The 11889-nt window shown below is 55.5% G+C and carries 11 protein-coding genes; 8 read left to right on the forward strand and 3 right to left on the reverse strand.

Annotated features, from left to right (window positions below; all coding sequences use genetic code 11):
- The coding region (locus ABJK70_RS12245; RefSeq protein WP_347258124.1) for a pantoate--beta-alanine ligase at window positions 1-536 on the forward strand (536 nt) is incomplete at its 5' end.
- A gap of 12 nt (window positions 537-548) precedes the next feature.
- On the opposite strand, the gene ABJK70_RS12250 is transcribed toward ABJK70_RS12245, so the two are convergent.
- The gene (locus tag ABJK70_RS12250; protein WP_077728497.1) at window positions 549-1484 is read right to left on the reverse strand and encodes a LysR family transcriptional regulator; all 936 of its coding nucleotides are present in this window, start codon (window positions 1482-1484) and stop codon (window positions 549-551) included.
- Between the two features lie 355 nt (window positions 1485-1839).
- On the opposite strand from ABJK70_RS12250, the gene ABJK70_RS12255 reads away from it, so the two are divergent.
- A complete protein-coding gene (locus ABJK70_RS12255; RefSeq protein ID WP_210023768.1) occupies window positions 1840-2718 on the forward strand; it encodes a phosphoribulokinase in 879 nt (292 codons plus the stop codon).
- Between the two features lie 31 nt (window positions 2719-2749).
- On the opposite strand, the gene uvrD is transcribed toward ABJK70_RS12255, so the two are convergent.
- Window positions 2750-4915, reverse strand: a complete 2166-nt coding sequence (gene uvrD / locus ABJK70_RS12260; RefSeq protein WP_347258125.1) for a DNA helicase II — start codon at window positions 4913-4915, stop codon at window positions 2750-2752.
- Window positions 4916-4996: 81 nt separating this feature from the next.
- Here uvrD and ABJK70_RS12265 point away from each other — a divergent pair, with 81 nt between their 5' ends.
- Window positions 4997-5254: a DUF2892 domain-containing protein gene (locus ABJK70_RS12265; RefSeq protein WP_077728494.1), complete on the forward strand. Its 258-nt coding sequence runs from the start codon at window positions 4997-4999 to the stop codon at window positions 5252-5254.
- A 1055-nt stretch (window positions 5255-6309) separates the two neighbouring features.
- On the opposite strand, the gene ABJK70_RS12270 is transcribed toward ABJK70_RS12265, so the two are convergent.
- Window positions 6310-6606, reverse strand: a complete 297-nt coding sequence (locus ABJK70_RS12270; protein WP_133717623.1) for a hypothetical protein — start codon at window positions 6604-6606, stop codon at window positions 6310-6312.
- Window positions 6607-7046: 440 nt separating this feature from the next.
- Here ABJK70_RS12270 and mraZ point away from each other — a divergent pair, with 440 nt between their 5' ends.
- From mraZ to ABJK70_RS12295, 5 genes are all read left to right on the forward strand, one after another.
- Entirely contained in the window at window positions 7047-7505 is a 459-nt protein-coding gene (mraZ, locus tag ABJK70_RS12275; protein ID WP_077728492.1) for a division/cell wall cluster transcriptional repressor MraZ, read from the forward strand.
- Window positions 7502-8443, forward strand: a complete 942-nt coding sequence (rsmH, locus tag ABJK70_RS12280; RefSeq protein ID WP_077728491.1) for a 16S rRNA (cytosine(1402)-N(4))-methyltransferase RsmH — start codon at window positions 7502-7504, stop codon at window positions 8441-8443. Before mraZ ends, rsmH begins: the two co-directional genes overlap by 4 nt.
- Window positions 8440-8697, forward strand: a complete 258-nt coding sequence (ftsL, locus tag ABJK70_RS12285) for a cell division protein FtsL (RefSeq protein ID WP_077728490.1) — start codon at window positions 8440-8442, stop codon at window positions 8695-8697. The genes rsmH and ftsL overlap by 4 nt, the downstream gene beginning before the upstream one ends.
- Window positions 8698-8712: 15 nt before the next feature.
- Window positions 8713-10446 carry a penicillin-binding transpeptidase domain-containing protein gene (locus ABJK70_RS12290; protein ID WP_077728489.1) on the forward strand — a complete coding sequence of 578 codons (1734 nt, stop codon included), beginning with the start codon at window positions 8713-8715 and terminating at the stop codon, window positions 10444-10446.
- On the forward strand, window positions 10443-11889 hold a 1447-nt coding region (locus tag ABJK70_RS12295), incomplete at its 3' end, for a UDP-N-acetylmuramoyl-L-alanyl-D-glutamate--2,6-diaminopimelate ligase (protein WP_347258126.1). The genes ABJK70_RS12290 and ABJK70_RS12295, both read left to right, overlap by 4 nt.

An 11889-nucleotide genomic window follows, 5' to 3' on the forward strand; every position in this document is an offset into this window, starting at 1 on the left:
CAACTTTCGTCGAGGTGCCGGGTTTGTCCGATGAACTCTGCGGTCGGTTCCGGCCGGGACATTTCCGAGGTGTCGCCACTATCGTCAGCAAGCTCTTCAACCTGGTGCAGCCCGACATCGCGCTGTTCGGCGAGAAGGATTATCAGCAGCTGTTGATAATCCGCCGCATGGTGGCGGATCTCGATTTTCCCGTGCGCATTCGCGCCGTCCCGACCATCAGAGAGCCGAGCGGATTGGCGATGAGTTCTAGAAATGCGTATCTCACGAGCGAGCAGAAGGAACAGGCGGCTATCTTGTATCGCTGCCTTTGCCTCGCGGCGGAGGCAATTTGCAGGGGCGATAGCGATTTCGACCGTATCGAACGGCAGCAGATCGAAACCTTGCAAGCCGCCGGATTTCGTCCGGATTATTTCAGCATCCGGCGCGAATCCGATCTGGTACCGGCAGGACAGGACGATTCCCGTCTCGTCATACTGGCAGCGGCCTGGCTGGGCAAAACTCGCTTGATCGATAACGTTCGGCTGACGCGCTCCTAATGAATGGGAGCGCTAATTCTTTCCGTTCAAGGCGGTCGTGATGATGTCGCTATTGACGAATCGGCCGGCTTCGGTTCGGACGAATTCCTCGAACTCCCGTGCCACTGCGGACAGGCGTTTGCCGGCCCGATGCACGATGTACCATTGGCGCATGATGGGAAACGATTCCGCATCTAAAACGACCACCCGGCCGTCTTCCAGTTCGCGTTCTACGGTATGTATTGAAACAATGCCAAGCCCGAGTCCTTCTTCCACGCCCTGTTTGATGGCGCCGTTGGTGTTCATTTCCATGCTGGCGGAAATTTGCACGCCCTTTTCCGACAAGAAGCGCTCGACCGCATTGCGGGTGCCGGATCCCTGCTCCCGCATGAGGAAGGTTTCATGATTCAGTTCGCTCAACGGAATGCTCTTTTGGCCCGCCAACGGATGATTGGCGGGGGCGATGACGACCAAGGGGTTGTCCATAAATGCTTCTGCCGTCAAGTCCTGATCCTCCGGCGGCTGCCCCATCAGTACGATGTCGGCCTCATTGTCGTCGAGTTGCTGGAGCAGCCCTTTGCGGTTGGTGACTTTAAAGCTGACCTTAACTTTCGGATAACGCCGGCAAAAATCGGCCAAAAGGCGGATAGCGAAATAATGAACGGTACTGGCAACCGACACGGCCAAACGCCCGCCTTCCGTGCCTTTCAGTTCCTCGATCAGTTGTTCGGCTTCTTCCAATTGCAACGAGATGGTGCGGCTCAGCCGATATAGTTCTTCCCCGGCCCGGGTCAGGTAAATTTTTTTGCCCAACCTCTCGAATAACGGCAAACCGATGACATCCTCGAATTGTTTGATTTGCATCGAAACGGCAGGTTGCGTCAGATAAAGCTCCTCCGCCGCGCGGGTGAAGCTCAGGCGGCGTGCCACCCTCTCAAAGACTTTTAACTGCCGAAGTGTAATGTTCATGCTTTCGCGCCAACAGGCAATCTATAAAGAATTATTTATCTTGAAAGTATGGACTCATTGATTCTTCTTATGCAATATCCTCAGGCCGGTGTTCAGTCGTGATCTTAAATTCAGCAAGGGTAGCGCAGAGCTTCGACGTGGCGGCAGTCTGCCACCGTCGTTCCGTGCACTATGGTTGAATTAGGCGTTTTCAGGGGGCGGCGGTGATGAGGTGGTTGGTCGATATCGCTTTTTGCCCGTACTGCGTCGTCGCCGCTTGCATCGGGTTGGATGCAGTCTGCCGTGAATTTAGGGTGGCCTCGTGGTCCATACATGCGCCCGTGCGGTTAGAATAACGAAATAGGAGGAGGCTCTCATGTCCAAGAAACATCCCGTCATCGCTGTCACCGGTTCGTCGGGTGCAGGTACGACTACCGTAAAACAGGCGTTCGAGCATTTGTTCTTTCGGCTGAACATTGAGCCGGCGGTGGTGGAGGGTGACAGTTTTCACCGTTACGACCGTGCCGAAATGCGTAGCCATATCGCCAATGCTCAAGCGGAGGGCCGGCATTTCAGTCACTTCGCCGTCGAGGCGAACTTGCTCGAGGATTTAGAAAGCTTGTTCCGGCAGTACAGCGAAACTGGCACCGGCAAGCGTCGCTATTACATCCACAACGAGGAAGAAGGCCAGCGTCTGGGGGGGTACAAACCGGGTACCTTCACGCCGTGGGGCGATATTCCCGGGGGAACCGACTTATTGTTTTATGAGGGATTGCACGGCGCTGTGAAGAACGAGGTCGTGAATATTCCGCAATATGCGGACCTCTTGGTGGGTGTGGTCCCCATCGTCAATCTGGAATGGATTCAGAAAATCCACAGGGATACTGCGGAACGCGGCTACAAGCCGGAGGACGTGACCGATACGATTCTGCGACGCATGTACGATTACGTGAAGGTCATCACTCCGCAGTTCTCCCAGACGGATATCAATTTTCAGCGAGTGCCTCTGGTCGATACCTCGAACCCATTCATCGCACGTGACATTCCGTCGCCGGACGAAAGCCTCGTGATTATCCGCTTCAAGAATCCACGCAAGTTCAACGTAGATTTCCAAAATCTTTTGTCGATGATCAAGGACTCGTTCATGTCCCGCTACAACTCGATCGTCGTGCCCGGCGGCAAGATGGGGCTGGCCATGGAAATCATTTTCCGCCCCATTCTCGAGCGGATGATGGAAGAGAAGAAAAATGCTTGACCGAGGCCGAACATGCGACAAGGCGGCTTTTTCAAGGCCGCTGTAAATTCGCGTATGCGAGCATCAGCCACTTGACTCCGGATTCGGCAAAATTCACCTGAACCCTGGCTTGATTGCCTTCCCCCTCGTACTGAAGGATAACGCCTTCCCCGAATTTTGCGTGGCGAACACGCTGTCCCAGCTTAAAAATACCGTTATTGTCGGTGGTGCTGGTTGACGGCTGTGAGGAAATCATGGGTCGGCCGATGCTTCCGCGCATGCGGACTTCCTGAAGATGTTCGGACGGAATCTCCCGTAGGAAACGCGAGGGGCGGGGATAGGTTTCCTTGCCGTACAACCTCCGGGCTTCGGCATAGGTGAGGTAAAGTTTGCGCTTCGCGCGGGTGATGCCGACGTAGCAAAGGCGGCGCTCTTCTTCCAGGCGTCCCGGTTCTTCCAGCGATTGCAGGCTGGGAAACAATCCTTCCTCGAGTCCAGCGATGAACACCAATTCGAACTCCAGTCCCTTGGCCGCATGCAGGGTCATGAGCTGAACGCAGTCCTCGAACTCGTCGCTTTGATTCTCCCCGGCCTCCAGCGCGGCGTGGGACAGAAACTGGTCGAGCTTTGAAAGCTCCGTATCCAGTTGCGGCTCGTATTCGAACTGGCGGGCGGCGTTGACCAATTCGTCCAAGTTCTCGATTCGCGCTTCGGCCTGTTCGCCCTTTTCCTTTTCATAATGGGCTCGGAGACCCGAGGTGGGAATAACATGCTGCACCTGTTCCCAAAGAGAAAGCTCGGCCGTGTCTCGGGTCATGGTCTCAATCAGTTGCAGAAAGCCGGCTAAGGGATTCCTGGCGCGGGTGGGCAACGCGGCGTCGCGGCCGAGCATTTCCGCCGCCTGCCAAAGAGAGCAGCGCTCCGAGCGGGCTAAATCACGGATCAAGTCGAGTGTCTTGGCGCCGATGCCGCGCACGGGCGTATTGACGACTCGTTCGAAGGAGGGGTCGTCATGGCGGTTGGCGATCAGGCGGAGATAAGCGAGAGCGTCCTTGATTTCCGCCCGTTCGAAGAAGCGAAGTCCGCCGTAGACCCGATAGGGAATTCCCATGGCCAGCAATTTCTCTTCAAACTGGCGGGATTGAGCGTTGGAGCGGTAAAGGATTGCCGCATCTCGGCGGGCGTTACCTTCTTGCCCCCACTGCTTTATCCGCTCGGCCACGAAATAAGCCTCTTCCTGCTCGTTGAAGGCGGCATATACCGAAATCGGCTCGCCGATGCCGCCGTCGGTCCATAGGGTTTTTCCGAGTCGGCCTTCGTTATTCGCGATGAGGGCGTTCGCGGCATTTAATATGTTGCTGGTGGAACGGTAGTTCTGCTCCAGCCGAATCAGACGGTGACTTGGATAATCCTTCTGAAATTTATGGAGATTCTCGACTTTCGCACCGCGCCAGCTGTAGATGGACTGATCGTCATCGCCAACGACGAACAGATTCTCGCGCTCGCGGGTGAGAAGCCGCAGCCAGGCGTACTGAATTCGGTTGGTGTCCTGGAATTCGTCTACTAGTACGTGATGGAAACGGCGCTGGTAATGATCCAGCACTTCGGGTGTATCCCGCAGGAATTCGTGGGCGCGCAACAGCAATTCGGCAAAATCGACCAGGCCCGACCGCTCGCAGAGTTCCTCGTAAGCCAGATAGATGCGCTGCATCTGTTTTTGGAATGGATCGTACGACTCCGGCAGGTGACGGGCTCGGCGTCCTTCTTCTTTGTGGGCATTGATGAACCATTGTACGTGGCGTGGCGGCCAACGGGCCTCGTCCAGGTCGAGACTCTTGAGCAGACGACGGATGAGCCGATGCTGGTCGTCCGAGTCGAGGATCTGGAAGGCATCTGGCAATCCCGCTTCCTTGGCATGACGGCGCAACAGGCGGTGCGCGAGTCCGTGGAAGGTGCCGACCCATAAGTTTTGAGCGGATATGTTCAGCAGACTTTCGATACGTCCGCGCATTTCGCTCGCCGCTTTGTTGGTGAACGTGACTGCCAGGATGCCGTGGGGCGACGTGCCTTCCACCTGCATCAACCAGGCGATGCGATGTACGAGTACGCGGGTCTTGCCGCTTCCGGCGCCGGCCAATACCAGAAGGGCCGGAGTGGGCGAAGTTACCGCCTCTCGCTGAGCCGGATTCAGGGGATCGATAATCGGGGTAATGTCCATGGTGCTATTTTAATGGAATCAGCTTGCGCGATTGATATGAAGCTTGCACAATCGCACTCTCTTTGAGAGAGGAGGTTAGCGATGAGTTTCGATATAAAAAAAATGACTAAACGCGAGCTCAACGTCGGGCTTAAAGACCAGAAAATCCGTTACGGTGTCGGCGCCGCACTGGCGCTAGTCTCGGTATTTCTGGCCAATATCCCGCTGTTGATCGTAGGCGGTATTCTATTGGCTTCTGCTCGTCTTCGCTGGTGCCCCGTCTATTCCGGGCTCGGTAAGAACACGGTAGATCCGACTGAAGAGCAAGCTAGTTCCACCAGTTCTCAGACGGATCATTAAACCGGCTTTCATCGACTGGACCTCGTCGGTCCCAGTGCTACACGGCGCAGGGAAGCGCCGAAATACTCGCCTTCTGCCTTGTCGCGCGCAGCGCCAAGTTGTCTTTGAATAGTCATGTTCGGTAACTCGCCGGCGCTTGAGTCCGCTGCCGAATCCGTCTCCTCCCGTCTCCAACGATAGACAATTCGGGAAAGAATTCATCGTAATCAGTCTAAGTTTCGAGCTGAACTTCACGTAAGAATTTTACGTGGAGATTTAATAACGAACGATGAATTTATTGGGGTTGCATGTTGCGTATCCTTAAAGGCTTTATCGCTGTTTTTTTTCTATTTGGGGTTCCGAGTCTCCTTCCGGGATCTATAGTGCGAGATTCCGTCTTTGTTGTCCGGCTTCTGTTTGAAAACCCGCCGACCACTCTGCCGGTTCCCGTCGCCGGTGTTAAACCACGAAATCTGCAAGATACATGGGGAGCGATAAGAAGCGGCGGCCGAACGCATGAGGGGATTGACATCTTCGCTCCCAAAGGAACCTCTGTCCGTTCGACTACGCACGGGATTGTTATGAGAGTCGGACAGAATCGATTAGGCGGGAATGTCGTCTCGGTGTTGGGGCCCGGCCGTCAGGTTCACTATTACGCTCATTTCGAACGTGTGGCACCGATCCGGGTAGGGGATATCGTATGGCCAGGCGATCTTTTGGGTTACGTAGGGAATACGGGTAACGCTCGCACTACGCCGAGCCACCTTCACTATGGCCTCTATCTTCCAGGGGGTAGAGCTATCAATCCATTTCCTCTGCTCGCCGGAAATTAGCCTTCGGTGTCGTTTCGCGTGTGCCGCGTTGTCGTTCAGGGGCAAGCGATTCTTAATATAAAGAAGCTTGGTCAACGTTTGCATCTATCGATCATTATAGTTTCTTGTGAGGAATCAATATTTATATAATTTTGATTATTGTAAACGTAAAGTGGCGTAATATGATGGAACCGCTGGCGATCATTAGTCGGTTGATACCCGCGGGAGGTTTAAATGATTGTGATGACTTGGGTTGAGCTTCTGTTAACTGGCTTGCTTGTGGCTTCCGTAGCCTTTTCGATTGGTTTCTGTATCAACAACTACGCAAACGTTAATAAAGAGGGGAGCATCGGATTTATGAAGAAGGCGACGAAATGAGTTTGCTTTCTCCGGGGCTTTTGCAGCCCTGGGGCGATGTTTTCCGATTCGTGCATGATCGATTTTTGTAATTTTCCGGGGGATGGTGGTCGTTAGGCCTATTCCTCGGAAAAGCTTCTCCACTCCGGAATGATCTTTTTCGTCATTGTCTGATCTAGTCGCCGCCAGCGACGCCGATTTCATTCAACTTCATCTGCAAATTTTTCGATGGATAGAGGCATTGCCTCTATCCACGACAGAACTCTATTCCCTTCATGGCGCGTATCCCAACCGATCAACGAGTTTGGCGTGACGGGTTTCGAGCAATATCGACCTTCGGGTTGGATCGCCGATCAAGCCCGTTTTTGCCGCGCTCGCGCAGTGAAAACTGACAATCCGCTGATTCACGGTTTCTCGTCGAGTTCATCGAGCACCGAAGTCTCTCTCGGTGTATGTAACAAATTGTTGATTATTAAAAAGAACCTTCCAGTCGAGGCGCCTTCGTCGAGGTTGGTTTCGACTATGCCATTGCCCCGAAAAAATATTCAAGGATCTTGCTTGACTTGGTTGCAGATGATTTCTATATTCCATTCAGGTGGTAATAAGTGGAAAAAAATGGAGCCCAATGGAAGTAGGGGGATTTCTTGTTTCGAGGCGTTAACTCCATCAATCTCGACGAAAAAGGTCGTCTGGCCATGCCTACGCGTTATCGAGCGGAGTTGCATGAGAATTGTGACGGCCAATTGGTGGTTACGGTCGGTCTGGACAAATGCCTCATGCTCTACCCGCTTCCCGAGTTTGAAGAGATTGAGCGCAAGCTGGTGAAGCTTCCTTCTCTAAATAAACAGGCAAAGCGTTTGCAGCGCCTGTTGATCGGCCATGCCACCGAGTGTGAGATGGATGGCCAGGGACGGTTCCTGGTTCCCGAGCCTTTGAGGAAGTTCGCCGGATTGGAAAAGCGTGTGGCGCTGATCGGTCAAGGTAATAAATTCGAGATTTGGGACGAGGATTCCTGGAATGCCTCTCGTGACGAGTGGATCGAAGAGGAGCGCCTGGAGAGCCTGGAGGACTTGTCGCCCGAGTTGGGATCTTTGGCGCTGTGAGTCAGGAAGATCGGGCGCACCGGCCGGTCATGCTGCGTGAGGTGCTGGATGGTTTGGCACTGAAGGCTGACGGCTTGTATGTCGACTGCACGTTCGGGCGTGGCGGACATAGTGGAGCAATCCTCGAGAGCTTGGGGCCGGAAGGAAGACTGCTGGCTTTGGACAAAGATCCCGAAGCCGTAGCCTCCGAAGAGGCCCAGCGGCTTATGACGGATCCGCGGTTTGCCCTCGAATACGGCAGTTTTGCGAGTCTGCGCGAATTTGTACAGCTCCGCGGATGGTCAAGTCATGTCGCCGGAGTGTTGATGGATTTAGGCGTGTCTTCGCCTCAGTTGGATGAGGCGGGCCGGGGATTCAGTTTTATGCGCGACGGTACTTTGGATATGCGCATGGATACCGGCCGAGGCATGACGGCGGCCGAATGGCTCGCGGGTGCGTCCGAGAGCGAGCTGGTCAGCGTGCTTCGGGATTACGGCGAGGAGCGTTATGCCCGGCGCATCGCCGGGGCGATCATCGAGAGGCGCTCGAAAAGCCCGATCGTATCCACGGGCGAATTGGTCGAGCTCATCGAAAAGGCCGTTCCCACGCGAGAAAGAGGCAAACATCCGGCGACGCGGAGTTTCCAGGCGATCCGCATCTTCATAAACAGAGAGCTGGAGGAGCTTGAGCAGGGACTGCGGCAAGCCATGGATGTACTAAAGCCCGGCGGGCGGTTGGTGGTCATAGCTTTTCATTCATTGGAGGACCGGATCGTGAAGCGATTTATGCGTGATGAGGAGCGCGGAGGGGCGGTGCTCTCGCATTTTTCCTTGCACCCTACCGAGCCTGGAAGGCTGAAGCGCATCGGTAAAGCTCGCATGCCGGAGCCGGAGGAAGTTCGAAGCAATCCGCGTGCTCGAAGTGCGGTCCTGCGCGTGGCGGAGCGCATCCAATCATGAGATTTCTGCTGATGTTGCTTGTGGTGGCCGTGGCCTCTGCCTTGGGTGTTGTGTACACCAAGTATCGCTCGAGGATGTTGTTCGCCGAGGTTCAGCAGCTCGAGCAGGAGCTGGACGCCTATGACGAGGAATGGGGACAGTTGCAGCTCGAGCAAAATACGTGGGCCGAGCATAGCCGTATCGAGAGGCTGGCGCACGGCCGCTTGGGCATGATGTTGCCTGCTAGAGAATCAATCATTTATATCAAACCTTAGACGTCGCGCCGAAATATGTTGATTATCCAACCCAGGCCGGTAAATGAGGCAGACTACAGCGGTCGCTGGTATTTTCTGTTGATCGTTATGCTGGTCGCCATGACGGGTTTGATCGGACGCGCCGTTTACCTACAGGTGTTGGATCGACAATTCTTAAAACGTCAAGGCGATCTGCGTCACGTCGGGATATTACCGGTGCCGGCGCACCGGGGGCGGATTTTTGATCGTAACGGAGAGTTGCTGGCCATTAGCACGCCGGTCAAATCCATCTGGGTCAATCCGAAGGAGTTCCGCGAGGCACAGATTCCGGCGGACAAGCGCAAAGCCTTGGCGGATCTTCTAGGCCTATCGTCCGGCGCGCTCGAGAAACACGTCGGAAGCGACGAGCATCGCAGTTTCGCTTATCTGAAGCGAAGGATAAGCCCAGAATTGGCCGACCAGGTGATTGCGCTGGGCATCGCGGGTGTTTATTCGGAGCGCGAATATCGTCGGTACTATCCCACCGGAGAAGTGGCTGCTCACCTGGTCGGCTTTACCAATATCGATGACAAGGGCCAAGAGGCGATGGAATTGGCCTACGACGATTGGCTGAAGGGCGTGGAGGGCGCCAAGCGGATAATCCGTGACGGCAAGCGGCGCGTCATCGAAGACTTGGAAAGCATCAGGCCGCCGGTACCCGGCAAGGATCTTGCTCTGAGCATCGATCAGCGCCTGCAATATTTAGCGTATCGAGAACTCAAGAAAGCCGTACTTCAGCATCAAGCGCGCTCCGGCTCTTTGGCGTTGCTGGATACTCAGACGGGTGAAGTGTTGGCGATCGTCAATCAGCCTTCCTACAACCCCAACAGCCGTACTCAGGTCAAGGGCAGTGCGTCGCGCAACCGGGCGATCACCGATATTTACGAGCCGGGTTCGACGATGAAACCGTTTGTTGTGGCCCTGGGCCTGGAGCTCGGACTGTACCGCCCCGATACCGTAATCGATACGGCGCCGGGTACGATGCGCGTGGGACACAACATCGTCAAGGATATCCACAACTATGGCGTTCTCGATGTTGCGCATGTCCTTCAAAAGTCGAGCAACGTGGGCGTCACGAAGATCGCGCTCAACTTGCCTTCGAAAAAGTTCTGGGCGTTCTATAACAATCTAGGTTTCGGCCAACCTTTGGAGACCGGTTTTCCCGGTGAGGCCAATGGTCGCCTTGCGGACTATCAAGGCTGGAGTCCGTTCGAACAGGCGACCTTGTCCTTTGGTTATGGCGTATCCGCCTCGACGTTACAGCTCGCGAGAGCTTACCTGTCCTTGGCCAATGACGGGGTGATGCCCATGGTAAGTCTGGTCAAGCGAAACAACTCACCCGAATTGCATCGGATCATGTCGGCCCAGACCGCTGGCGGCGTGCGCGCAATGCTGGAGCAAGTCGTGACCCGTGAAGGGACCGCGCTGAAGGCTGCCATTCCAGGCTTTCGCGTGGCCGGCAAGACCGGGACGGTCAAGAAAAGCGGGGTGGGCGGCTACTCATCTTCGCGTTATTTGTCGGTTTTCGCGGGAATGGCGCCCGCAAGCAAGCCACGCCTAGTCATGGTGGTCATGATCGATGAGCCGTCAGCAGGCGAGTATTACGGCGGAGCGGTGGCCGCGCCTGTTTTCTCGCGTGTCATGGAGGGGGCTTTGCGATTGTTGAACATCGCCCCGGATCAGGGAGATATCATGCCAATCCTCGCCGCGCAGCAGGATGAGCCCGCATGACGACCGTCGAAACACAGATTCGGGCGCACAGGCTGGATGCCTTATTGTCCGGCTTTGTCGATGCTCCCGTTTCGCGTTCGGTTGAGGTCGGCGGACTCAGTCATGACAGTCGGCGCACTCGTCCAGGCGATCTTTTCGTGGCGCTGGCGGGACACCGTTCGCATGGCATGCACCATGCCGAACAGGCGATTCGGCAAGGTTGTTCGGCCATCATTTATGATCCTGCGGATGACGGCGATGTCTTGGCACGGGGTATTGCCGGAATGCCCTGCATGCCGGTCGAGTCGCTCGACCAAAAAATCGGCTTTATCGCGGATCGTTTTTTCGGCGAGCCGTCCGCGTTCTTGGACATTGTCGGCATTACCGGCACCAACGGCAAAACCTCGTGTAGCCACTTCCTCGCCGATGCACTTTCGGCTAAAGCGCCGGCTGCCGTAATCGGAACTCTGGGCTGGGGGGTGCCCGGCTCACTCGAGATTACTCACCACACCACGCCGGACGCCATCGAAGTTCACGATCTTTTGGCTCGCCTGCACGGCCAAGACGTCAAGTTCATAGCCATGGAAGCCTCGTCCCACGGCCAGGTTCAGGGTCGACTCAACGGCGTCCGTTTCAAGGGGGCGCTATACACGAATTTCAGCCGTGATCATCTGGATTACCACGGTACGATGGATGCCTATCTGGAAGCAAAGTTACGTCTTCTGGCTTGGCCGGGGCTCGAATTCGTGGTTTTCAACGCCGATGATCCGACCGCCGACGCCATTTTGAGCCGGGCACCATCTCATCTAAAATTGGTCGCTTTTAGTTCGCGCGAGCGAAAAATCGAATCTGGAGCCGTGGTCTCCGTAAGCGTCGTACATCAAGATTCGCGAGGAATTGCTTTTCAGGCACGGTATCGTCAGCAGCTTGCCGATGTGTTCGCACCGGTCTACGGCGATTTCAACGTGGAAAATCTGGCTGCTTCCTTGGCCGTTTTGCTTGGTTTGGGTTGGGAATTGCCCGAAGCAGCGGAACTGCTCAAGAATGTTCGCCCCGTGCAGGGACGCATGGAACGATTTTCCGAGCAAGGGCGGACCGCTGTCGTGGATTACGCCCATACCCCCGATGCCCTTGCCAGTGTTTTGCGGAGCTTGCGTCGGCATTGCGAAGGCAAGTTGTGGGTGGTTTTCGGGTGTGGCGGCGACCGCGACCGCGGCAAGCGGCCGCTGATGGGTGCCGTCGCAGAAGATCTGGCCGATGGCGTCATATTGACCGATGACAATCCCCGCTCCGAGAATGGCGACCAGATCATCCAGGATATTCGGTCCGGTTGTCGTCTCGGTAATACCGTCACGATCCGCGATCGCCGTGAAGCCATCGCCTGGGCACTCGAACGGGCGGCTGTCGGCGACATCGTTCTGGTAGCTGGAAAAGGACACGAAGACACCCAAGAAATTCAAGGCC

It is taken from the genome of Methylocaldum sp. (assembly GCF_039794385.1).
Classification (GTDB): Bacteria; Pseudomonadota; Gammaproteobacteria; order Methylococcales; family Methylococcaceae; genus Methylocaldum.

Excerpts from the sequence above, each read along its gene's own strand:
- ftsL (WP_077728490.1), top strand. The coding sequence starts at position 8,440 with ATGAGATTTCTGCTGATGTTGCTTGTGGTGGCCGTGGCCTCTGCCTTG.
- ABJK70_RS12255 (WP_210023768.1), top strand. The coding sequence starts at position 1,840 with ATGTCCAAGAAACATCCCGTCATCGCTGTCACCGGTTCGTCGGGTGCA.
- ABJK70_RS12270 (WP_133717623.1), bottom strand. The coding sequence starts at position 6,606 with ATGAAATCGGCGTCGCTGGCGGCGACTAGATCAGACAATGACGAAAAA.
- ABJK70_RS12250 (WP_077728497.1), bottom strand. The coding sequence starts at position 1,484 with ATGAACATTACACTTCGGCAGTTAAAAGTCTTTGAGAGGGTGGCACGC.
- uvrD (WP_347258125.1), bottom strand. The coding sequence starts at position 4,915 with ATGGACATTACCCCGATTATCGATCCCCTGAATCCGGCTCAGCGAGAG.
- ABJK70_RS12265 (WP_077728494.1), top strand. The coding sequence starts at position 4,997 with ATGAGTTTCGATATAAAAAAAATGACTAAACGCGAGCTCAACGTCGGG.
- ABJK70_RS12290 (WP_077728489.1), top strand. The coding sequence starts at position 8,713 with ATGTTGATTATCCAACCCAGGCCGGTAAATGAGGCAGACTACAGCGGT.